The organism is Ideonella aquatica (genome assembly GCF_018069755.1).
Classification (GTDB): domain Bacteria; phylum Pseudomonadota; class Gammaproteobacteria; order Burkholderiales; family Burkholderiaceae_C; genus Ideonella; species Ideonella aquatica.
Genome location: NZ_JAGQDE010000002.1, coordinates 252,662 through 273,240, shown reverse-complemented (window position 1 = coordinate 273,240; position 20,579 = coordinate 252,662). Strand labels below are relative to the sequence as shown.

Below are 20,579 nucleotides of genomic sequence, written 5' to 3'. Positions count from 1 at the left end.
TGTCCGGCCGCGCCGCCTTCTTGGAGAACCGCGTGCAGACCACCTTCGTCCAGCTCCTGCTTGAACACGCCAGCCGCCGGCCCCAGGCCCCGGCGCTGCGCGAGAAGGAATACGGCATCTGGCAGACCACCACCTGGGCCGACCTGGCCACGCTGGTCAAGCGCCTGGCCGGTGGCCTGGCCGCCGCCGGCCTGCGGCGCGGCCAGCACCTGATCGTGGTGGGTGACAACCGCCCGCGCCTGAACGCCAGCATGCTGGCCGCACAGGCGCTGGGCGCCATTCCGGTGCCGCTGTACCAGGACGCGGTGGCCGCCGAGTTCGTCTTCCCGGTCAGCAATGCCGAGGTCTGCTTCGCCGTCGTCGAGGACCAGGAGCAGGTCGACAAGATGATGGAGGTGCGCGAGCAATGCCCCGCGCTGGCCCACGTCTGGTACGACGACCCGCGCGGCCTGCGCAACTACGACGAGCCCGGTCTGGCCTCGCTCGACGCGCTGGCCGAAGCGGGCGACGCCTGGCTGGCCGCCCACCCCGGCTTCTTCGAGGCCGAGGTGGCCCAGGCCCAGCCCACCGATGTGGCGGCGATGTTCTTCACCTCGGGCACCACCGGCAACGCCAAGGGCGTGGTCCACACCCACCTGTCGCTGCTGGACCGCGCCGCGGCGGGCCAGAAGTTCGACCGCCTGACCGAGCAGGAGGAAGTGCTGGCCTACCTGCCGCCGGCCTGGATCGGCCAGAACATCTTCAGCTACGCGCAGTGGCTGGCCTGCGGTTATGTGGTGAATTGCCCCGAGTCGGGCGCCACGGTGTCGATCGACATGAAGGAGATCGGCCCGAGCTACTACTTCGCGCCGCCGCGCATTTTTGAAGGTCTGCTGACCACGGTGATGATCCGCATGGAGGACGCCAGTGCCATCAAGCGCGGGATGTTCCACCACTTCATGAACGTGGCGCGCCGCGTCGGCCCCGACCTGATGGACGGCAAGCCGGTGGGCCTGCTCGACAAGCTGCACTATGCGCTGGGCAATCTGTGCATTTACGGCCCGCTGCGCAACACCCTGGGCATGAGCCGGGTGCGCGTGGCCTACACCGCCGGCGAGGCGATCGGGCCCGACCTGTTCACCTTCTACCGGGCGATTGGCATCAACCTCAAGCAGCTCTACGGCTCCACCGAGACCGCGGTGTTCGTCTGCCTGCAGCCCGACCACGAGGTGCGCGCCGACACCGTGGGCGTGCCCTGCGAGGGCGTCGAGATCAAGCTCAGCGACAGCGGCGAGGTGCTGGTCAAGTCCGCCGGCCTGCTCAAGGAGTACTACAAGAACCCCGAGGCCACGGCCGAGGTGCTGACCGCCGACGGCTGGTACCACACCAGCGACGCCGGCTTCATCGATGCCCAGGGCCACCTGAAGATCATCGACCGCGTCAAGGACGTCGGCCGCATCAAGGGCGGCGCCAACGACGGCGCGATGTTCGCGCCCAAGTACGTCGAGAACAAGCTGAAGTTCTTCCCGCACATCAAGGAGGCGGTGGCCTTTGGCAACCAGCGCGAGAAGGTCTGCGCCTTCGTCAACATTGACTTCGAGGCGGTGGGCAACTGGGCCGAGCGGCGCAACCTGCCCTACGCCGGCTACACCGACCTGGCCGCCAAGCCCGAGGTGCTGGAGCTGATCCGCGAGAACGTCGAGAAGGTCAACGCCGACCTGGCCCGCGACGAGCTGCTGGCTGGCAGCCAGATCGCCCGCTTCATCGTGCTGCACAAGGAACTCGATGCCGACGACGGCGAGATGACCCGCACCCGCAAGGTCAAGCGCGGCTTCATCAACGACAAGTACCAGGTGCTGGTCGACGCCATGTATGAAGGCCGCACCGAGCAGTTCATCGAGACCGTGGTGAAGTTCGAGGACGGCCGCAGCGGCAGTGTCTCGGCCACCCTGAAGATCACCGACGCCAAGACCTTCCCGGCGCAAACGAAAAAGGTGGCTTGAGATGGCCGAAAGAAAGATCGGCGACGTCATCCTCGACGTCCAGAACATCAGCCTGCGCTTCGGCGGCGTCAAGGCGCTGACCGACATCAGCTTCAATGTGCGCGAGCACGAGATCCGCGCCATCATCGGCCCCAACGGCGCCGGCAAGAGCTCGATGCTCAACTGCATCAACGGCGTCTACACGCCGCAGGAGGGCAAGATCACCTTCCGTGGCCAGACCTTCAGCCACATGAACAGCCGCCAGGTGGCCGAGATGGGGGTGGCGCGCACCTTCCAGAACCTGGCGCTGTTCAAGGGCATGAGCGTCATCGACAACATCATGTCGGGGCGCAACCTGAAGATGAAGACCAACCTCTTCCAGCAGGCCATCCGCTGGGGGGCGGCCGAGCGCGAGGAGAGCGAGCACCGCGCCTTCGTCGAGCGCATCATCGACTTCCTCGAGATCCAGGCCTGGCGCAAGACCCCGGTGGGCCGCCTGCCTTACGGCCTGCAAAAGCGGGTCGACCTGGGCCGCGCGCTGGCCATGGAGCCGCAGGTGCTGCTGCTGGATGAGCCGATGGCCGGCATGAACGTCGAGGAGAAGCAGGACATGAGCCGCTTCATCCTGGACGTCAACGACGAGTTCGGCACCACCATCGTGCTGATCGAACACGACATGGGCGTGGTGATGGACATCTCGGACCGCGTGGTCGTGCTCGACTACGGCAAGAAGATCGGTGACGGCACGCCCAGCGAGGTGCGCAGCAACGAGGACGTGATCAGCGCGTACCTCGGCACCAGCCACTGATCGCAGGAGACACAAGACCATGGGATTCTTCCTCGAGACCCTCATCGGCGGCCTGATGGCGGGCATGCTGTATTCGCTGATCGCCCTCGGCTTCGTGCTGATCTTCAAGGCGTCGGGCGTCTTCAACTTCGCGCAGGGCGCGATGGTGCTGTTCGCCGCGCTGGCCATGGCCCGTTTCTCGGAGTGGGCGCCGGGCTGGACCGGCTCCGACTCCAAGCTGCTGGCCAATCTGATCGGCTTCGTGCTGGCCATGGCCTGCATGGTGGCGCTGGCCTGGGTGATCGAGCGCTTCGTGCTGGGCAAGCTGGTCAACCAGGAGGGCATCACGCTGCTGATGGCCACGCTGGGCATCACCTACTTCCTGGATGGCTTCGGCCAGACGGTGTTCGGCTCGGACATCTACAAGATCGACATCGGCATGCCCAAGGACCCGCTGTTCCTGTTCGAGAGCACCTTCCAGGGCGGCGTGCTGGTTGGTCAGGAGGACCTGTTCGCCGCGGTGATCGCCGCCGCGCTGGTCGCGCTGCTGGCGGCGTTCTTCCAGTACACGGCCACCGGCCGCGCGCTGCGCGCGGTGGCCGACGACCACCAGGCGGCGCAGTCGATCGGCATCCCGCTCAACCGCATCTGGGTCATCGTCTGGTCGGTTGCGGGCTTCTCGGCGCTGGTGGCTGGCGTGATCTGGGGCTCCAAGCTGGGCGTGCAGTTTTCGCTGTCGCAAGTGGCCCTGAAGGCGCTGCCGGTGGTGATCCTGGGCGGCCTGACCAGCGTGCCGGGCGCCATCATCGGCGGCCTGCTGATCGGCGTGGGCGAGAAGCTCTCCGAGGTCTACATCGGCCCGATGCTGGGCGGCGGCATCGAGATCTGGTTTGCGTATGTGATGGCGCTGGGCTTCCTGCTGGTGCGGCCGCAAGGGCTGTTCGGCGAGAAGATCATTGACCGCGTCTAACGCCTGAGCGCACAAGGAGAACAACATGCTCTACCGTGAGAATGGCCAGTTCAAGACCAGCTACCGGGCTGATCAGCAGATCTTCCCGATCGCGCAGGACAAGGCGGTCATCGGCGCGCTGGTGGCCTTCGCCTTCCTCGCCGTGCCCTTCCTGGCCAGCGAGTACCTGTTCCGCGCGATCCTGATCCCCTTCCTGATCCTGTCGCTGGCGGCCATCGGCCTGAACATCCTGGTGGGCTACTGCGGCCAGATCTCGCTGGGCACCGGCGGCTTCATGGCCGTGGGTGCCTATGCGGCCTACAACTTCCTGATCCGCATCGACGGCATGCCGATGCTGCTGGCCATCATCCTGGGCGGCCTGTGTGCCACGGTGGTGGGCGTGCTGTTTGGCATCCCCTCGCTGCGCATCCGCGGCCTGTACCTGGCGGTGGCCACCTTGGCGGCGCAGTTCTTCACCGACTGGGCCTTTCTGCGCATCAAGTGGTTCACCAATGACTCGGCTTCGGGCTCGGTCAGCGTGTCCGAGCTGAGCCTGTTCGGCTGGGTCATCAACACGCCGATCGAGAAATACCTGTTCTGCCTGGGCTTCGTGGTGATCTGTGCACTGCTGGCCAAGAACCTGGTGCGCAGCCACATCGGCCGCGAGTGGATGGCGATGCGCGACATGGACGTGGCCGCGGCGGTGATCGGCATCCGCCCGGTCTACGCCAAGCTCACCGCCTTCGCGGTCAGCTCCTTCTTCGTTGGCATGGCCGGCGCGCTGTGGGGCTTCGTGCACCTGGGCTCGTGGGAGCCGGCGGCCTTCAACATCAACCGCTCCTTCGACCTGCTGTTCATGATCATCATCGGCGGCCTGGGCTCGATCATGGGCAGTTTCTTCGGCGCCGCCTTCATCGTGGTGCTGCCGATCGTGCTGGACCTGCTGGGCGTGGCGCTGGGCTTCGACACCGCGCTGGCCTCGCACCTGACCTACATGATCTTCGGCGCGCTGATCGTGTTCTTCCTGATCGTCGAGCCGCACGGCCTGGCGCGCCTGTGGTCCACCGCCAAGGAAAAGCTGCGGCTGTGGCCCTTCCCGCACTGATGACCTGAATCCGCACGGTGCGGGGCGACGAACCCCGGGCCGGCAGACCCTGCACTGACGAGTGCGTTTTTCTCACCTTCCTCTGGAGGCAGACAACATGTTGAAGTTCAAGACCCTGGCCCAGGCCGCGCTGATCGCATCGGCCGGCTTCTCGGCCCTCGCCACCTCGCCGGCGTTCGCCCAGGCCAAGGAGCAGTTCTTCCCGGTGCTGGTCTACCGCACCGGCGCCTACGCGCCCAACGGTGTGCCCTGGGCGAACGGCTATGTCGACTACCTGAAGCTCACCAATGCCCGCGGCGGCATCAACGGCGTCAAGGTCACCTTCGAGGAATGCGAGACCGGCTACGCCACCGACAAGGGCGTGGAGTGCTATGAGCGCCTGAAGGGCAAGGGCGCCTCGGTGTTCCAGCCGCTGTCCACCGGCATCACCTTCGCGCTGACCGAGAAGGCCCCGGTCGACAAGATCCCGCTGATCACCGCCGGCTATGGCCGCAGCGAGTCGGCCGACGGCAATGTCTTCAAGTGGAACTTCCCGCTGCTGGGCACCTACTGGACCGCGGCCGACGTGCTGGTCCAGCAACTGGCCAAGCGCGAGGGCGGCGCCGACAAGCTCAAGGGCAAGAAGATCGCCCTGGTCTACCACGACAGCCCCTACGGCAAGGAGCCGATCCCGCTGCTGCAGGAGCGCGGCAAGATGCACGGCTTCGAGGTGCAGCTGCTGCCGGTGACCCACCCGGGCGTTGAGCAGAAGGCCACCTGGCTGCAGATCCGCCAGCAGCGCCCCGACTACGTGCTGCTGTGGGGCTGGGGCGTGATGAACTCGGCCGCCCTGAAGGAAGCCGTGGCCACCGGCTACCCGCGCGACAAGATGTACGGCGTGTGGTGGGCCGGTGCCGAGCCGGATGTCAAGGACGTCGGCGACGGCGCCAAGGGCTACAACGCGATCACCATGCAGCATGGCGCCGAGCCGAACTCCAAGGTGGTGCAGGAGATCCTGGCCCAGGTCCATGGCAAGGGCCAGGGCACCGGCCCGAAGGATGAAGTGGGCAGCGTGCTGTACATGCGCGGTGTGGTCCACGCCATGTTGGCGGTCGAGGGTGTGCGCCGCGGCCAGGACCGCTACGGCAAGGGCAAGGTCATGACCGGCGAGCAGGTGCGCTGGGGCCTGGAGAACCTGGCACTCGACCAGAAGAAGCTCGACGGCCTGGGCTTTGCCAACGTGCTGCGCCCGATCTCGACCTCCTGCGCCGACCACCAGGGCGCCAACTGGGCCCGCATGCACCAGTGGGACGGCAAGGCCTGGAGGTTCACCTCCGATTGGCTGCAGGCCGACGAGGCGCTGATCAAGCCGTTGGTCAAGCAGGCCGCCGACAAGTACGCCGCCGAGAAGAAGCTCAGCCGCCGCGACGCCGCGGATTGCCAGAGCTGATCACCCCCGAGGCGGCTCGCGCCGCCTTACCCCCTGCCTGCGGGCAGGGGCCTCATTCAAGCGCCGCGCGCGGCGCTTGAATGAGCCAACAAGGACCCCGCGATGAGCAACATCCTTCTGAACGTCAATGGCATCGAGGTCATCTACAACCATGTGATCCTGGTGCTCAAGGGCGTGAGCCTGCAGGTCCCCGAGGGTCAGGTGGTGGCCTTGCTGGGCGGCAACGGCGCCGGCAAGACCACCACGCTGCGCGCGGTCAGCAACCTGCTGGCCGGTGAGCGTGGCGAGGTGACCAAGGGCAGCATCGAGCTGCGCGGCGAGCGCATCGAGAAGCTCTCGCCCGCCCAGATGGTCGACCGCGGCGTGATCCAGGTGATGGAGGGCCGGCATTGCTTTGCCCACCTGACCATCGAAGAGAACTTGATGACCGGCGCCTACACCCGCCAGGACGGCAAGGCAGCGGTGGCGCAGACGCTGGAAAAGGTCTATGCCTATTTCCCGCGCCTGAAGACGCGCCGCAGCAGCCAGGCCGCCTACACCTCGGGCGGTGAGCAGCAGATGTGTGCCATCGGCCGCGCGCTGATGGCCAACCCGAAGATGGTGCTGCTCGATGAGCCCAGCATGGGCCTGGCGCCGCAGATCGTTGAGGAGGTGTTCGAGATCGTCAAGGACCTCAACACCAAGGAGAAGGTCACCTTCCTGCTGGCCGAGCAGAACACCAACATCGCGCTGCGCTATGCCGACTACGGCTACATCCTGGAGAACGGCCGCGTGGTGATGGACGGCGAGGCCAAGGCCCTGCGCGAGAACGAGGACGTCAAGGAGTTCTACCTGGGCATGGGAGGCGGCGACCGCAAGAGCTTCAAGGACGTCAAGAGCTACAAGCGCCGCAAGCGCTGGCTGGCATGAGCGGTGACGAGGATTGGGGCTTCGCGCTGCCGGCCTTCAAACCCGACGAAGCCTTGCAGCGGCTGCGCCGCGACCTGCAAGCCCTGGGTCTGACCGAGCGCGAAGGCCGCTTCGAGCGGCGCGGCAGCGCGATTGCGCGGGCCACGGTGGACGGCGCGCTGCTGCAGGTGGCCATCGTCAAGCGGCCCTCGCGCAGCAGCCCCGAATGGACAAGCAAGGCGCTGAAGGACAGCGCCCAGGTGCGCGACTTTGTCGCGCTGGTGAAGAAAAACCTGGCCAGCTGGAGCGACAGCGATGAGTGATTTCTACGATGCCCTGGAAGCACGCGACCCGGCCGAGCGCGAGGCCGCGCTGATGGCCGCGCTGCCGCGCGTGGTGGCCCGCGCCCGCGACGGCAGCCAGACCATGGGCGAGTTGCTGGCCGGCGTGGATGCCGCCGGCGTGAACAGCCGCGCCGCCCTGGCTGCGCTGCCAGTGACGCGCAAGCATGAGCTGCTCGAGACCCAGCAGGCGCGCCGCGCCGACGCCGCGCAATGGGACCCGTTTGGTGGCTTCTCGGCCATCGGCTGGCGCGGCCTGCGCGCCGCCCAGGGCGCGCGCCGGGTGTTCCAGTCGCCCGGCCCCATCTATGAACCCGAGGGCACCGCGGCCGACTACTGGCGCATGGCCCGCGCGATCTGGTCGGCGGGCTTCCGCGCCGGTGACCTGGCGCACTGCAGCTTCAGCTACCACCTCACCCCGGCCGGCTCGATGATGGAGACCGGCGCGCACGCGATCGGCTGCACCACCTTTGCCGGCGGTGTGGGCAACACCGAGCTGCAACTGCAGGCCGTGGCCGAGCTGAAGCCCCACGGCTACATCGGCACGCCCAGCTTTCTGAAGATCCTGGTCGAGAAGGCCGCCGAGACCGGCACCGACATCTCGTCGATCACCAAGGCCATGGTCTCGGGCGAGGCCTTCCCGCCCTCGCTGCGCGACTGGCTGGCCGAGCGCGGCATCACCGGATACCAGTGCTATGCCACTGCCGACCTGGGCCTGATCGCCTATGAGACCGCCGCGCGCGAGGGCCTGGTGATCGACGAAGGCGTGATCGTCGAGATCGTGCGCCCCGGCACCGGCGACCCGGTGCCCGAGGGCGAGGTCGGCGAGCTGGTGGTCACCACGCTGAACCCCGACTACCCGCTGGTGCGCTTTGGCACCGGCGACCTGTCGGCCATGCTGCCCGGTCCCTGCCCCACGGGCCGCACCAACGGCCGCATCAAGGGCTGGATGGGCCGCGCCGACCAGACCGCCAAGGTCCGCGGCATGTTCGTCCACCCCAGCCAGGTGGCCCAGGTGCTGCGCCGCCACCCCGAGGTGCTGCGCGCCCGCCTGGTGGTCGAGGGCGAGATGGCCAGCGACCGCATGACGCTGAAGGTGGAAGTGCCCGGCACGCCCGAGGGCTTGGCCGCGGCCATCGCCGACACCGTGCGCGACGTCACCAAGCTGCGCAGCGAGGTGCAGCTGCTGGCCCCCGGCGCCCTGCCCAACGACGGCAAGGTGATCGAGGACGCGCGCTCGTACAAGTGAGCCCCCGGCGCCCGGCGTACCGGGCACCACCCCCCGAGGGGGTGCGCGGGCCGCTCCGGAGCGGCCGCGCGCTGGCCCGCGCGGCGTGAGCCCCCGGTGCCCGGCGTACCGGGCACCACCCCCCGAGGGGGTGCGCGGGCCGCTCCGGAGCGGCCGCGCGCTGGCCCGCGCGGCGTGAGCCCCGGCGTTGGGCACTTAGCGATCGACGATCACGAAGTGTTTGCGAACTTTCTCAAGCACCTCGAAACTACCCTCGAAGCCCGGCGGGATGACGATGGCCTCGCCAGGCCCGGCCTCGGTGAAGCCACCCTGCGCGTCATGCACGCGCACGCGGCCGGACAGGACCACGAAGTACTCGTGCTCGTTCGGGCCGAAGACGATGCGCCAGCGGCCCGGCTCGCAGTCCCAGATGCCAGCCGCCAGGCCGTGGCCGGGCGGCTCATAGAGGGTCCAGGTGTGTCGTTCGGGGTTGCCCTGTTCCCGGCGCTCCTCGCGCGGGTGGTCGACCTCCGGGGCGGTGGCGGGCAGGTCGAATCGGATGCTGCGGCTCATGCGCCGATTGTGACGTGGGCGGCAGGGATTACGTAGTTCCCCACATGGCGCCCCCTTCCAGCCCCCCTACCATCCGCCCACCCCTTGTCATGCACCCAGGAGACACCGCATGAATCTGCGCCTGAAAACCCTTGCCGCCACCGCGCTGGCCGCGCTGGCCCTGCCGGCCCTGGCCGAGTACCCCGAGAAGCCGGTCACCATCGTCGTGCCCTTTGCGGCTGGCGGCCCGACCGACAAGGTGGCGCGCGACCTGGCCGAAGCGCTGCGCAAGCCGCTGGGTGGCACCATCGTGATCGAGAACGTCGGCGGTGCCGGCGGCACGCTGGGCGCCACCAAGGTGGCCAAGGCGGCCCCGGATGGCTACACCATCCTGCTGCACCACGTGGGCATGGCCACTTCGCCGTCGCTTTACCGCCAGCTGCAGTACAAGACCCTGGACGACTTCGAGTACCTCGGCATGATCAACGAGGTGCCGATGACCCTGATCGGCCGTCCCACGCTGCCGGCCGCCAACTACGCCGAGCTGGCCAAGTGGATCGACGCCAACAAGGGCAAGATCAACCTGGCCAACGCCGGTCTGGGCTCGGCCTCGCACCTGTGCGGCCTGATGTTCCAGCAGGCGATCAAGGTCGACATGACCACCGTGCCCTACAAGGGCACCGCCCCGGCCATGACCGACCTGCTGGGCGGCCAGGTCGACATCATGTGCGACCAGACCACCAACACCACCAGCCAGATCGAAAGCGGCAAGGTCAAGGCCTACGCGGTCAGCACGCTCAAGCACCTCACCTCGCCAGCGCTGGCCAAGCTGCCCACGCTGGACGAGTCGGGCCTGAAGGGCTTCAACGTCACGATCTGGCACGCGATGTACGCCCCCAAAGGCACGCCCAAGCCGGTGCTGGACAAGCTCAACGCCGCCCTCAAGACCGCACTGAAGGACCCCGAGTTCATCAAGCGCGAAGAGGCGCTGGGGGCGGTGGTGGTGACCGACGCGCGCGTCAACCCGGCCGAACACAAGAAGTTCGTCGAGGCCGAGATCACCAAGCTCGGCACCGCCATCAAGGCCGCGGGTCAGTACGCGGATTGATCACCTGCTGAGGACCTCGAACCTCCAGCCAGCGGGCGCCTTCGGGCGCCCGTTGTCGTTCAGGCCAGGCGCATCGGGATGGTCACCGGTCCGTCGTTGACGAGGTGCACCTGCATGTCGGCGCCAAACTCGCCGGTGGCCACCAGGCCGGTGTGGCGCTCGCGGGCCAGCGCCACCAGGGCGTCGTAGAGGGCGCGGCCCTGCGCCGCCGGCGCCGCGCCACTGAAGCTGGGGCGGTTGCCGCCCGCCGTGTCGGCGGCCAGCGTGAACTGCGACACCAGCAGCAGGCCACCTGGCGTGCCGGCGCCGTCCAGGTCCTGCAGGCTGCGGTTCATCTTGCCGGCGGCGTCGCTGAAGATGCGCAGCTTGAGCCACTTGTCCAGCATCTTCGCGGCGGTGGCCGGCGTGTCGGCCGGCTCGGCACAGACCAGGACCAGCAGGCCCGGCCCGATCGCGCCCACCACCTGGCCGCCCACCGCCACGTGCGCCTCGCGCACGCGCTGCAGCACGGCGATCACAGCAGGTCCTTGGGATCGTCGAAGTGGGCTTCCACGTCCATCGGCAGCAGCTGGATCGTGGCGCGCAGGCCCGGCACCGCGCTCATCAGCGCCTGCTCCACCGACGCGCGCAGCGCGGCCGCGCGCTGCAGTGTCCAGCTGGCCGGCATGTGCATGTGCAGGTCGGCAAACCGGCGCGCGCCAGCGCGGCGCGTGGTCAGGTGGTCGAAGCGGATGGTGGCGTGGTCGAAGTCCTTCAGCACCGCGTGGATCGCGGCCTGGTGCTCGGGCTCCAGCGCGCGGTCCATCAGGCCGTCGGCCGAGCGGCGCACCAATGACACCCCCTCGCGCACGATGTTCAGCGCCACCAGCAAGGCGGCCAGCGGGTCCAGCCACAGCCAGCCGGTCAGTTGCACCGCAATCAGGCCGATCACCACGCCCACCGAGGTCCAGACGTCGGTGATCAGGTGCCGCGCATCGCCCTCCAGGGCGATCGAGTGGTGTTCGCGGGCGGCGCGCAGCATGCTCCAGGCCAGCGCGCCGTTGATGACCGAGCTGGCCACCGACAGTGCCAGGCCCCAGTCCAGCCGCTCCAGCGGCTGCGGGTGCAGCCAGCGGTCCAGCGCGGCCAGCATGATGCCGACGGCGGCGCCCAGGATCAGCACGCCCTCGAAGCCGCTGGAGAAGTACTCGGCCTTGTGGTGGCCATAGGGGTGGTCTTCGTCGGCCGGCTGCGCGGCGATCGTCACCATCGCCAGCGCGAACGTGGCGCCGGCCAGATTGACCAGCGACTCCAGCGCATCGGACAACAGGCTGACCGAGCCGGTCAGCCACCAGGCGCCGGCTTTCAGCGCGATGGTGGCCAGCGCCGCCACGACCGACAGGCGCAGGTAAGAACTCACTTGCATGCCGCGATTGTCGCCCGCAACAGGTCGTCACAAGGGGCTTGGCGAAATTCGTAACATCGAGCGGTCCTCTGACTCTGATACACACCATGCGCTTCGCTCACCGCACCTTCACCCTGCTGCTGGCCTCCAGCCTCAGCTTCGCCGGCTTCATGCAGCCCGCCCAGGCCGCCGGCATCGCCGCCGAGGCGGTGGCCGTTGACGAAGGCCTGGCGCTGCGCCCGGCCGCCGACGCCCGCGCACTGATCGACGCCTCGCTGGCCCGCGCCGATGTGCAGGCCGGCCTGCAGGCCCGCGGCGTCGACCTTGACCAGGCCCGCGCCCGCGTGGCCGCGCTGAGCGATGCCGAGGCCCAGCAACTCGCCCGCACGATCGACAGCGCCCCCGCCGGCGCCAGCGATCTGGTCGGTGTGCTGGTCTTCATCTTCGTGCTGCTGCTGGTCACCGACATCCTGGGCCTGACCAAGGTCTTCCCGTTCACGCGCTCGGTGCGCTGAGACGCCGAGCGGGATGCACCGGCGGGATGCGCTGGCCGCCGGCCTGCTGGCACCGGCGCTGAGCGGCTGCGCGGCGCTAGCGCCGCCACCCATGGGGGCGGCACTGCGCGCGCAGTCGCCGCCGGCTCTGCCGCGCCGCCACTGGCTGGCCGACACCCCCTTCGTGGCTGGCGACGACGAGCTGTGCGGTCCCGCCGTGCTGGCCGCCGCGCTGGCCGCGGCCGGGCAGCCGGTGCCGCTGCCTGTCCTGCAGGCGCAGGTCTACCTGCCCAGCCGCGCCGGCAGCCTGCAGGCCGAGATGCGGGCCGCCCCGCGCCGCCACGCGATGCTGGCGGTGGAACTGCCGCCGCGGCTGGACGCGGTGCTGGCGCTGGTGGCCCAGGGCCACCCGGCCGCGCTGCTGCTGAACCTGTCGCTGCCGATCTGGCCGCGCTGGCACTATGTGCTGCTGACCGGCTACGACCTGGACGCCGGCACCGTGCGCCTGCACAGCGGCACCCAGGCCCACGCACAGTGGGACCTGGTTCCCTTGGAGGCCACCTGGGCGCGCAGCGGCCACTGGGCCCTGGCGGTGCTGCCGCCGGGCCAGTGGCCGCCCCAGGTGGACGAAGCGCCGGCCATGGCCGCGCTGCTGGGTTTGGACCGGGCCCCCGCGCCGACCGCCGCACGGGTCAGCGCCTGGGCCTCGGCGGCGGCCCGCTGGCCGCAGCGGCTGTCCATCACCGTGGGCTGGGCCCAGGCGCTGACCGAGGCCGGCCGCGGGCCCGAGGCCGAGGCCGTGCTGCTGGCCTGGCTGGCCCAGGGCGACAGTGCCGTGGCCTGGAACAACCTGGCCCAGCTGCGCCTGGCGCGCGGCGACGCCAGCGGCGCCTATCAGGCGGCCACACGTGCCATGCAGCGCGCCCGCGCGGCCGAGCCGCAGTGGCTGGGCGAGACCGAGGCGACGCTGCGCGCCGCCACGCCCCTGCCCTGATCAGCGCTTGGCGATGCCCAGCAGCTCGACCTCGAACACCAGGGTCGAGTTCGGGGGAATGATGTCGCCGATCGCCCGGCCGCCATAGGCGATCGCCGAGGGGCAGGTCAGCTTGGCCTTGCCACCGGTCTTCATCAGTTGCAGGCCCTCGGTCCAGCAGGGGATCACGCGGCCCAGCGGGAACTCGGCGGGCTGGCCGCGGCTGTAGGAGCTGTCGAACTCCTTGCCGTCGGTCAGCGTGCCGCGGTAGTGCACGCGCACGGTGTCGGCCGCCACCGGGCTGCCGCCGGTGCCGTCCTTCAGGCTGCGGAACACCAGGCCGCTGGCGGTGGTCTTGGCACCCGGCTCCTTGGCCGCGGCGGCCAGGGCCGGGTTGGCGTCCTGGGCCTGGGCGGCGCCGAACAGGGTGAGGGCCAGCAGGGTGGCGGCGAGAGACTTCATCAGGGGGCTCCTGGTCCAACGGATCACGACAGTGTCACACGGGCGAACTTGCGCTTGCCGACCTGCAGCACCACGGTGCCGGCGTCGACCTTCAGGCCGCGGTCGCTGATGACGGCACCGTCGATGCGCACACCGCCCTGCTCGACCATGCGCAGCCCCTCGCTGGTGCTGGGCACCAGGTTGGCGGCCTTGAGCAGCGCGCCGATCGCCATCGGGGCGCCGGCCAGCGACACCTCGGGGATCTCGTCGGGAATGCCGCCCTTGGCGCGGTTGTTGAAGTCCTGCTCGGCCGCGTCGGCCGCCGCGGCGCTGTGGAAGCGCGCGGTGATCTCCTTGGCCAGCAACACCTTGGCGTCCTTGGGGTTGCGGCCCGCGGCGACCCCGGCCTTCAGCGCCTCGATCTCGCGCTCGTGGCGGAAGGACAGCAGCGTGAACCACTTCCACATCTGCTCGTCGCTGATCGACAGGATCTTGGCGAACATGGTGTTGGCCGGCTCGGTGATGCCCACGTAGTTGTTCTTGGACTTGGACATCTTCTCGATGCCGTCCAGGCCCTCGAGCAGCGGCATGGTCAGGATGCACTGCGGCTCCTGGCCGTACTCGCTTTGCAGCGCGCGGCCGACCAGCAGGTTGAACTTCTGGTCGGTGCCACCCAGCTCCAGGTCGCTCTTGAGCGCCACCGAGTCGTAGCCCTGCATCAGCGGGTAGAGCAGCTCGTGCACCGAGATCGGCGTGTTGCTCTGGAAGCGCTTGGTGAAGTCGTCGCGCTCGAGCATGCGCGCCACGGTGTACCTGGCGGCCAGCTCGATCATGCCGCGCGCGCCCAGCGGATCGCTCCACTCGCTGTTGTAGCGGATCTCGGTTCTGGCCGGGTCCAGCACCAGGCTGGCCTGGGCGTAGTAAGTCTTGGCGTTGGCCTCGATCTGCTCGCGCGTCAGCGGCGGGCGGGTGGCGTTGCGGCCCGAGGGGTCACCGATCATCGAGGTGAAGTCGCCAATCAGAAAGATCACCTGGTGGCCCAGGTCCTGCAGCTGGCGCATCTTGTTGAGCACCACCGTGTGGCCCAGGTGGATGTCGGGCGCGGTGGGGTCCAGGCCCAGCTTGATGCGCAGCGGCTGGCCGCTGGCCTCCGACCGTTGCAGCTTCTTCAGCCAATCGGCCTCGGGCAGCAGTTCGGCGCAGCCGCGGCGGCTGACGGCCAGTGCGTCGAGCACGCGCTCGCTGGCGGGGGAGACAGAAGACTGAGGCATCGCAAACACCAAGGGATCACGACAATCCCCACGATCGTGGGGGTCGGTAGAATCGGGGAACTCTGCCGGGCTGACGGGTCAGACCCGTGGCGCCTGCCTGCAGCCACGCTGCGGGCACCGCCCCCGAGCAGCGCCGTGATTCTAAGGGCCGGCCTGCGCCGACCCTGCCGCCCCGGCGGCACCTCAGACCTCCAAGATCCATGCCGCTGGGAACCGCTTTGCCTGAATTTGCCGCCGACCTGCTGGCCCGCCTGGGCCGCTGGACGCGCACCCACCACCGCGGCCTGGCCCTGAGCACGCTGCTGGGTCTGGCCGGCTTCGGTGTCACCGCCTTCGGCATCGCGCCGCTGGCCCCCGACGCCGCGCAGCTGCCGCAGCGCCTGCTGCTTGAGCCGATCGTGCCGCCCAGCTTGGACGGCCAGCTCGAGGCCCTGGCCGGCCTGCGCCTGCAGCTTTCGCGCGGCGAGGTCACCCGCGCCAGCGACACCGCCGACAGCCTGCTGCGCCGCCTGGGCGTGGAAGACGCCGCCGCCGCACAGTGGATGCGCAGCGACGCCTTGGCCCGCCGCATCATTGAAGGCCGGCCCGGCAAGCTGGTGCAGGCCCAGGTCGATGCCCAGGGCCGGCTGCTGTCGCTGGTGGCGCGCTTCCCGGTGGATGAGGCCGATTCGCCGGTGCCGCAGTCCTTCCACCGCTTCGAGATCACCCGCCAGGGCGACAGCTTCAGCAGCCGTGCGGAGCAGCGCCCGCTGGAGCGCCTGCCGCGCCTGGCCAGCGGCCACATCGACAGCTCACTGTTCGCCGCCACCGACGAGGCCAACATCCCCGACGGCGTCGCGGTGCAGATGGCCGAGGTTTTCTCCACCGACATCGACTTCCGCCGCGAACTGCGCAAGGGCGACCGCTTCAGCCTGATCTACGAGTCGCTCAGTGCCGACGGCGAGCCGGTGCCCTGGGGCAACGGCCGGCTGCTGGCCGCCGAGTTCGTCAACAACGGCAAGACCTACCAGGCCGCCTGGTTCGGCGAGGGCCGCGGCGGCTACTATGACCTCAACGGCCAAAGCAAGCGGCGCGCCTTCCTGTCCAGCCCGCTGGCCTTCTCGCGCGTGACCTCGGGTTTCGCGATGCGCTTCCACCCGATCCACAAGACCTGGCGCGCGCACCTGGGCACCGATTACGGCGCCCCCACCGGCACACCGGTGCGCAGCGTCGGCGACGGCAGCGTGGTCTTCAGCGGCTGGCAGAACGGCTACGGCAATGTGGTGCGCATCCAGCACTCGGGGGGCCGCGAGACGGTCTACGCCCACCTCAGCCGCTTGGATGTGCGCAAGGGCCAGCGCGTTGGCCAGGGTGACCGCCTGGGTGCCGTGGGCGCCACCGGCTGGGCCACCGGGCCGCACCTGCACTTCGAGTTCCTGGTCGGCGGCAAGCACCAGGACCCGCAGATCATCGCCAAGGCCTCGGAGGTCATCGAGCTCGACCCGTCCCAGCGCGGCCGATTCGCCAGCATCGCGCAAGAGGTGTCGCACCAGTTGGCGCTGGCCACGCGCATCGACGGCCACCCCGGCCAGGTCGAGTGATGGGCTGAACCGATGCGCTGCATCGGTCTGATGTCGGGCACCTCGCTCGACGGCATCGACGGCGTGCTGGCTGTGCTCGATCCCGGCCTGCGGGTCGAGGCCCATGTCCACCGGCCCATGCCCGCCGCGCTGCGCGCCGAGCTGCTGGCGCTGAACACCCCCGGCGCCGACGAGCTGCACCGCGGCGCGCTGGCCGCCAACGCGCTGGCGATGGCGCAGGCCGAGGTGGTGGCCGAGCTGCTGCAGCGCAGCGGCCTCAGCGCCACCGATGTGCAGGCCGTGGGCTCGCATGGCCAGACGGTGCGCCACCGTCCCGGCGCGTTCGACGGCTGCGGCTACACCTGGCAGCTCAACCAGCCAGCCCTGCTGGCCGAGCGCTGCGGCATTGCCGTGGTGGCCGATTTCCGCAGCCGCGATGTGGCGGCCGGTGGCCAGGGCGCGCCGCTCGTGCCGGCCTTCCATGCCCAGGTCTTTGGCCGACCTGATCGCGCGCGCGCCGTCCTGAACCTGGGCGGCATCGGCAACCTGACGCTGCTGCCGGCGGGCGGCGGCGCCGTCGCGGGCTTCGACTGCGGGCCCGGCAATGCGCTGCTCGACCTGTGGGTGCAGCGCCACCGCGGCCAGGACTTCGACGCCGATGGCCAGTGGGCCGCGGGTGGCCAGGTCCACGCCCCGTTGCTGCAGAGGCTGATGGCCGAGCCCTTCCTGGCCGCCGCGCCGCCCAAGAGCACCGGCCGCGACCTGTTCCACGCCGACTGGCTGGCGCAGCGGCTGCAGGGCACCGCCAGCGTGCCGCCGCAGGATGTGCAGGCCACACTGGCCGAGTTCACCGCCCGCGCCGCCGCCGAGGCGCTGCAGCGCCACGCGCCGGCCAGCCGCGAGCTGCTGGTGTGCGGCGGCGGCGCGCTCAATGCCGATCTGATGCGGCGCCTGGCGCACCTGTTGCCCGGCCTGAGCGTGCGCAGCACGGCCGACGAGGGCCTGCCACCGATGCAGGTCGAGGCCACCGCCTTCGCCTGGCTGGCCGCAGCGCACCTGCAGGGCCGGCCGGCCAACCTGCCGGCGGTCACCGGCGCGCGCGGGCCAAGGGTATTGGGCGCGCTGTATCCTGCCTGACCCCCTTCCTGGACCGCTGCGATCACCCCGATCGCCGAGGAGCACCTCATGCCCGCCTGCCCCCGCCACGCCGCCTGGGCCACTACGCTGCTGGGCGCCTTGACGCTGCCGGTCGGTGCGCAAGCACAGGGCCAGCCGATCATGGTTCCCAGCACGGATCCGGGTGTGCCATCGGTGGCGCAGACCGGCCCGCAGGCCGACGCGATCCGCGAGTCCCTGCGTCGCATCAAGCTGCCCCCGGGCTTCCGCATCGAGTTGTACGCCGTGGTGCCCGGCGCCCGGCATCTGGCCCCGTCACCCGGCGACGGCGTGCTGTTCGTCGGGACCCGCCAAGCCACCGTCTGGGCGGTGACCGCGCGCGAGGGCCAGCGCATGGCAGATCAGGTCCGGCCCTTCGCGCCCAGCCTGCGGTTCAGGCTGCCCAATGGTGTCTGCCGTACCCGCGACGGTGGCCTGGTGGTGGTCGAACTCAACCGCGTGCTGCGTTTCCCCGCGGCCGATCGCTTCCTGGAGCGGTCGGACACCACGGCGATTCCGGTGGTGGCCCAGGGCGGCCTGGTGCCGGAGGATGAGGAAAGCCCCAACCATGGCGCCCGCACCTGCCGCGTCAGTCCGGGTGGCCGGCTCTACATCACGCTGGGTCAGCCCTACAACGTGCAGCCCCGGGGCAAGGTGGCGCTGTACGAACGACTGGGCATCGGCGGCATCATTGCGATGAACGCGATGGATGGCTCAGCCCGCGAGGTGGTGGCGGTGGGCGTGCGCAACTCCGTGGGCCTGGACCTCCACCCGACCGACGGAACCCTGTGGTTCACCGACAACCAGACCGATCGCATGGGTGACGACACGCCACCGGGCGAACTCAACCGCGTCACCCGCAGCGGGGGCGAGCACTTCGGCTATCCCTTCGTACACGGCAAGGATGTCCAGATCGCCGGCACGGCGGTGGCGCCCGATCTGAAGGGGCTGGCACCGCCCGCCCAATGGACGCGGCCCCAGGTGGAATTTCCGGCGCACCAGGCCCAGTTGGGCATGAGCTTCTATACCGGCACGATGTTCCCGCCGCCCTACCGCGGCGGCATCTTCGTGGCGGCCCATGGTTCCTGGAACCGCAGCCAGCCCAGCGGCGCACTGATCAACTTCGTGCCGATCCAGCCCGATGGCAGCGCCGGCCCGAGCCGGGTGTTCGCGCACGGCTGGCTGGACGAGAGCGGCAGCTACCGTGGCCGCCCAGTGGATGTGGCGCCGTTGAAGGACGGCTCCTTGCTGATCAGTGATGACCTGGCCGGAGCCCTCTACCGCGTGAGCTACAGCGCCAAGGACAGCACGCCCTGAGCCACAGGGCGCGCGCCTTGGGCGCCCTGTGGGTCAGACCGAGAAGCTCGAGCCGCAGCCGCAGGTGGTGGTGGCGTTCGGATTGCGGATCACGAACTGCGCGCCCTGCAGGTCTTCCTTGTAGTCGATCTCGGCGCCGACCAGGTACTGCAGGCTCATCGCATCGATCAGCAGCGTCACGCCGTTCTTGCTCATCTGCGTGTCGTCCTCGTTGACGACCTCGTCGAAGGTGAAGCCGTACTGGAAACCCGAGCAGCCGCCACCCTGCACGAAGACGCGCAGCTTCAGCTCGGGGTTGCCTTCCTCGGCGACCAGATCGGCCACCTTGGCGGCGGCACTGTCGGTGAAGACCAGCGGGGCGGGCATCTCGCCGACGGCGGGGGCCAGGTTCTCGGTCACGGCGTTCATGGAGCGGTCCTTTGGGGCAAAGAGGAAATCAGTGGTCGTTCGACGCCGCCAGCTTGAGCGTCGGCTTGTCGTCGGTGGCGCTGGCGTGGCGCAGTTCGCCGTCGATCTTGGCGCCCTGGTGCATCTCCAGCGCGTGGTAGTGCACATCGCCGACGATGCGTGCCTTGGGCTGAAGCTCCAGCAGCTCGCTTGAGGACACCGGGCCGTGCACTTCGCCATTGATGATCACATGGCCGGCGATCACCTTGCCCATGATGCGGGCATTCTCGGAGATCACCACCAGGCTGGCACCGTCACCGGCGGCAATGACGTCGCCGATGACCTCGCCATCGACGCGCAGACCTTCGCTGAATCGCAGTTCGCCGTGCACGGCGGTGCCCTCGCCGATCAGGCTGCGGATCGGGGGTTGCTTCTTGCGGCTGAACCACATGGCGGTGTTCTCCAGGTTCCCAACGTTGTTGTCACAGGCGAGCCGACTGGCTGGCCAGCACGGCGCCGCGGGCGTCCAGCACCCGCAGCTGCACGAGTTTTACCACCGCCGCAGGCGGATGGTCCAGATGGCCCTCCAGGCGCAGGTACTGGCGCAGCTGGAAAGGCTGCGGCCCACCGGGCATGGGCTGGGTCCAGGGCTTGCCGTCCTGGGTGCCCGACAGCGTCAGCTCGTAGCGCCCGTCACTGGGCGCCGCCACGCGGGTGGGGCTCATCACCAGCACCTGGTAGTGCAGCTTGCCGGGCCCGTCGGCCTCGACCTGAAAGGCCCGCACCTGCGGCGCATCGCCGTTCTGGCCGGCGGCCGGCAGCAGTCGCTCGAAAAAGCCCAGGTCGGCCTTGAGCTGCAGGTTGTCGGCCTCGACCTGGCGCAACTGCGTCGCCAGCCGCTCCTGCGCAACCTTCTCGGCCTTGAGCAGGCTTTCGGCGGTGTTGGCGATCGACTGGGCCTTGTCCTTGTCGTCGCGCAGCGCCCGCACCTCGGCGCGCAGGTGCTGCAGCTCGACCTTGGCGTCCTTGTCCAGGCCTGCCAGGTCCTTGCCAAACTCGAAGGCCCACAGCGCAATGGCCGCCGAGAAGCCCAGCGCCAGCGCCGCCACCGCCCAGCGCAGTGGCCAGGGCAGGTGGCTGCGCACGATCATCCGCGGCGCGGAGATCGAGAAGCGGCGGCGAAGTAGCTTCCAGCGCATGGTGCGGCAGTGTGGCCCGAAGACGCGAAAGGCCGCTTGCGGCGGCCTTCC

General features: G+C 69.4%; 22 protein-coding genes. 14 read left to right on the top strand and 8 right to left on the bottom strand.

Annotation, left to right across the window (positions count from 1 at the left end; translation table 11 throughout):
- The first annotated feature begins 32 nt into the window (after positions 1–32).
- The 8 genes from KAK06_RS03435 (at position 33) to KAK06_RS03400 (ending at position 8,709) form a co-directional block, all read left to right on the top strand.
- Positions 33–1,982 carry an AMP-dependent synthetase/ligase gene (locus KAK06_RS03435; RefSeq protein WP_210800404.1) on the top strand — a complete coding sequence of 650 codons (1,950 nt, stop codon included), beginning with the start codon at positions 33–35 and terminating at the stop codon, positions 1,980–1,982.
- A gap of 1 nt (position 1,983) precedes the next feature.
- The gene (locus tag KAK06_RS03430) at positions 1,984–2,769 is read left to right on the top strand and encodes an ABC transporter ATP-binding protein (protein WP_210800403.1); all 786 of its coding nucleotides are present in this window, start codon (positions 1,984–1,986) and stop codon (positions 2,767–2,769) included.
- A gap of 19 nt (positions 2,770–2,788) precedes the next feature.
- Complete coding sequence (locus KAK06_RS03425; RefSeq protein ID WP_210800402.1) at positions 2,789–3,718, top strand: branched-chain amino acid ABC transporter permease; 930 nt, start codon at positions 2,789–2,791, stop codon at positions 3,716–3,718.
- A gap of 25 nt (positions 3,719–3,743) precedes the next feature.
- The gene (locus KAK06_RS03420) at positions 3,744–4,802 is read left to right on the top strand and encodes a branched-chain amino acid ABC transporter permease (protein ID WP_210800401.1); all 1,059 of its coding nucleotides are present in this window, start codon (positions 3,744–3,746) and stop codon (positions 4,800–4,802) included.
- A 97-nt stretch (positions 4,803–4,899) separates the two neighbouring features.
- Entirely contained in the window at positions 4,900–6,231 is a 1,332-nt protein-coding gene (locus tag KAK06_RS03415) for an ABC transporter substrate-binding protein (RefSeq protein ID WP_210800400.1), read from the top strand.
- Between the two features lie 102 nt (positions 6,232–6,333).
- Positions 6,334–7,140, top strand: a complete 807-nt coding sequence (locus tag KAK06_RS03410; protein WP_210800399.1) for an ABC transporter ATP-binding protein — start codon at positions 6,334–6,336, stop codon at positions 7,138–7,140.
- Complete coding sequence (locus KAK06_RS03405; protein ID WP_210800398.1) at positions 7,137–7,442, top strand: hypothetical protein; 306 nt, start codon at positions 7,137–7,139, stop codon at positions 7,440–7,442. Before KAK06_RS03410 ends, KAK06_RS03405 begins: the two co-directional genes overlap by 4 nt.
- Positions 7,435–8,709 carry a phenylacetate--CoA ligase family protein gene (locus tag KAK06_RS03400; RefSeq protein WP_210800397.1) on the top strand — a complete coding sequence of 425 codons (1,275 nt, stop codon included), beginning with the start codon at positions 7,435–7,437 and terminating at the stop codon, positions 8,707–8,709. Before KAK06_RS03405 ends, KAK06_RS03400 begins: the two co-directional genes overlap by 8 nt.
- Positions 8,710–8,904: 195 nt before the next feature.
- Here the strand turns inward: KAK06_RS03400 and KAK06_RS03395 are convergent, their stop codons facing one another.
- The gene (locus KAK06_RS03395; protein ID WP_210800396.1) at positions 8,905–9,261 is read right to left on the bottom strand and encodes a cupin domain-containing protein; all 357 of its coding nucleotides are present in this window, start codon (positions 9,259–9,261) and stop codon (positions 8,905–8,907) included.
- Positions 9,262–9,370: 109 nt separating this feature from the next.
- On the opposite strand from KAK06_RS03395, the gene KAK06_RS03390 reads away from it, so the two are divergent.
- Positions 9,371–10,348: a tripartite tricarboxylate transporter substrate-binding protein gene (locus KAK06_RS03390; protein ID WP_210800395.1), complete on the top strand. Its 978-nt coding sequence runs from the start codon at positions 9,371–9,373 to the stop codon at positions 10,346–10,348.
- A 59-nt stretch (positions 10,349–10,407) separates the two neighbouring features.
- On the opposite strand, the gene dtd is transcribed toward KAK06_RS03390, so the two are convergent.
- Positions 10,408–10,866 carry a D-aminoacyl-tRNA deacylase gene (gene dtd / locus KAK06_RS03385; protein ID WP_210800394.1) on the bottom strand — a complete coding sequence of 153 codons (459 nt, stop codon included), beginning with the start codon at positions 10,864–10,866 and terminating at the stop codon, positions 10,408–10,410.
- Entirely contained in the window at positions 10,863–11,753 is an 891-nt protein-coding gene (locus tag KAK06_RS03380; protein WP_210800393.1) for a cation diffusion facilitator family transporter, read from the bottom strand. The genes dtd and KAK06_RS03380 overlap by 4 nt, the downstream gene beginning before the upstream one ends.
- An 86-nt stretch (positions 11,754–11,839) precedes the next feature.
- On the opposite strand from KAK06_RS03380, the gene KAK06_RS03375 reads away from it, so the two are divergent.
- Positions 11,840–12,247 (top strand): PA2779 family protein, encoded by a 408-nt coding sequence (locus KAK06_RS03375; protein WP_210800392.1) that lies wholly within the window; start codon positions 11,840–11,842, stop codon positions 12,245–12,247.
- Between the two features lie 13 nt (positions 12,248–12,260).
- The gene (locus KAK06_RS03370; RefSeq protein ID WP_210800391.1) at positions 12,261–13,220 is read left to right on the top strand and encodes a PA2778 family cysteine peptidase; all 960 of its coding nucleotides are present in this window, start codon (positions 12,261–12,263) and stop codon (positions 13,218–13,220) included.
- Here the strand turns inward: KAK06_RS03370 and KAK06_RS03365 are convergent, their stop codons facing one another.
- A complete protein-coding gene (locus KAK06_RS03365; protein ID WP_210800390.1) occupies positions 13,221–13,661 on the bottom strand; it encodes an FKBP-type peptidyl-prolyl cis-trans isomerase in 441 nt (146 codons plus the stop codon).
- Positions 13,662–13,684: 23 nt separating this feature from the next.
- Entirely contained in the window at positions 13,685–14,911 is a 1,227-nt protein-coding gene (gene tyrS, locus KAK06_RS03360; RefSeq protein ID WP_210800389.1) for a tyrosine--tRNA ligase, read from the bottom strand.
- 200 nt (positions 14,912–15,111) lie between these two features.
- Here tyrS and KAK06_RS03355 point away from each other — a divergent pair, with 200 nt between their 5' ends.
- The 3 genes from KAK06_RS03355 to KAK06_RS03345 are packed head-to-tail and all read left to right on the top strand — an operon-like array spanning position 15,112 to position 18,942.
- Complete coding sequence (locus tag KAK06_RS03355) at positions 15,112–16,491, top strand: M23 family metallopeptidase (protein ID WP_210800388.1); 1,380 nt, start codon at positions 15,112–15,114, stop codon at positions 16,489–16,491.
- Positions 16,492–16,503: 12 nt separating this feature from the next.
- On the top strand, positions 16,504–17,607 hold the full coding sequence (locus KAK06_RS03350; RefSeq protein WP_210800387.1) for an anhydro-N-acetylmuramic acid kinase: 1,104 nt from the start codon (positions 16,504–16,506) through the stop codon (positions 17,605–17,607).
- Positions 17,608–17,655: 48 nt separating this feature from the next.
- Positions 17,656–18,942 carry a PQQ-dependent sugar dehydrogenase gene (locus KAK06_RS03345; protein WP_210800386.1) on the top strand — a complete coding sequence of 429 codons (1,287 nt, stop codon included), beginning with the start codon at positions 17,656–17,658 and terminating at the stop codon, positions 18,940–18,942.
- A 33-nt stretch (positions 18,943–18,975) separates the two neighbouring features.
- Here KAK06_RS03345 and erpA read toward each other — a convergent pair whose 3' ends face one another.
- Genes erpA through KAK06_RS03330 form a run of 3 tightly spaced genes read right to left on the bottom strand, consistent with a single transcriptional unit; the run spans position 18,976 to position 20,528 of the window.
- Positions 18,976–19,350, bottom strand: a complete 375-nt coding sequence (gene erpA / locus KAK06_RS03340) for an iron-sulfur cluster insertion protein ErpA (RefSeq protein WP_210800385.1) — start codon at positions 19,348–19,350, stop codon at positions 18,976–18,978.
- 28 nt (positions 19,351–19,378) lie between these two features.
- Entirely contained in the window at positions 19,379–19,780 is a 402-nt protein-coding gene (locus KAK06_RS03335; protein ID WP_210800384.1) for a bactofilin family protein, read from the bottom strand.
- A gap of 31 nt (positions 19,781–19,811) precedes the next feature.
- On the bottom strand, positions 19,812–20,528 hold the full coding sequence (locus KAK06_RS03330; protein WP_210800383.1) for a DUF6776 family protein: 717 nt from the start codon (positions 20,526–20,528) through the stop codon (positions 19,812–19,814).
- Between the last annotated feature and the right edge of the window lie 51 nt (positions 20,529–20,579).

Bases quoted from the DNA above. Each gene is read 5' to 3' on its own strand.
- KAK06_RS03430 (WP_210800403.1), top strand. From the start codon at position 1,984: ATGGCCGAAAGAAAGATCGGCGACGTCATCCTCGACGTCCAGAACATC.
- KAK06_RS03335 (WP_210800384.1), bottom strand. From the start codon at position 19,780: ATGTGGTTCAGCCGCAAGAAGCAACCCCCGATCCGCAGCCTGATCGGC.
- KAK06_RS03410 (WP_210800399.1), top strand. From the start codon at position 6,334: ATGAGCAACATCCTTCTGAACGTCAATGGCATCGAGGTCATCTACAAC.
- tyrS (WP_210800389.1), bottom strand. From the start codon at position 14,911: ATGCCTCAGTCTTCTGTCTCCCCCGCCAGCGAGCGCGTGCTCGACGCA.
- KAK06_RS03330 (WP_210800383.1), bottom strand. From the start codon at position 20,528: ATGCGCTGGAAGCTACTTCGCCGCCGCTTCTCGATCTCCGCGCCGCGG.
- KAK06_RS03355 (WP_210800388.1), top strand. From the start codon at position 15,112: ATGCCGCTGGGAACCGCTTTGCCTGAATTTGCCGCCGACCTGCTGGCC.
- KAK06_RS03365 (WP_210800390.1), bottom strand. From the start codon at position 13,661: ATGAAGTCTCTCGCCGCCACCCTGCTGGCCCTCACCCTGTTCGGCGCC.
- KAK06_RS03390 (WP_210800395.1), top strand. From the start codon at position 9,371: ATGAATCTGCGCCTGAAAACCCTTGCCGCCACCGCGCTGGCCGCGCTG.
- KAK06_RS03370 (WP_210800391.1), top strand. From the start codon at position 12,261: ATGCACCGGCGGGATGCGCTGGCCGCCGGCCTGCTGGCACCGGCGCTG.
- KAK06_RS03395 (WP_210800396.1), bottom strand. From the start codon at position 9,261: ATGAGCCGCAGCATCCGATTCGACCTGCCCGCCACCGCCCCGGAGGTC.
- KAK06_RS03425 (WP_210800402.1), top strand. From the start codon at position 2,789: ATGGGATTCTTCCTCGAGACCCTCATCGGCGGCCTGATGGCGGGCATG.
- KAK06_RS03350 (WP_210800387.1), top strand. From the start codon at position 16,504: ATGCGCTGCATCGGTCTGATGTCGGGCACCTCGCTCGACGGCATCGAC.
- KAK06_RS03415 (WP_210800400.1), top strand. From the start codon at position 4,900: ATGTTGAAGTTCAAGACCCTGGCCCAGGCCGCGCTGATCGCATCGGCC.
- KAK06_RS03345 (WP_210800386.1), top strand. From the start codon at position 17,656: ATGCCCGCCTGCCCCCGCCACGCCGCCTGGGCCACTACGCTGCTGGGC.
- KAK06_RS03405 (WP_210800398.1), top strand. From the start codon at position 7,137: ATGAGCGGTGACGAGGATTGGGGCTTCGCGCTGCCGGCCTTCAAACCC.
- KAK06_RS03420 (WP_210800401.1), top strand. From the start codon at position 3,744: ATGCTCTACCGTGAGAATGGCCAGTTCAAGACCAGCTACCGGGCTGAT.
- erpA (WP_210800385.1), bottom strand. From the start codon at position 19,350: ATGAACGCCGTGACCGAGAACCTGGCCCCCGCCGTCGGCGAGATGCCC.
- KAK06_RS03400 (WP_210800397.1), top strand. From the start codon at position 7,435: ATGAGTGATTTCTACGATGCCCTGGAAGCACGCGACCCGGCCGAGCGC.
- KAK06_RS03380 (WP_210800393.1), bottom strand. From the start codon at position 11,753: ATGCAAGTGAGTTCTTACCTGCGCCTGTCGGTCGTGGCGGCGCTGGCC.
- KAK06_RS03375 (WP_210800392.1), top strand. From the start codon at position 11,840: ATGCGCTTCGCTCACCGCACCTTCACCCTGCTGCTGGCCTCCAGCCTC.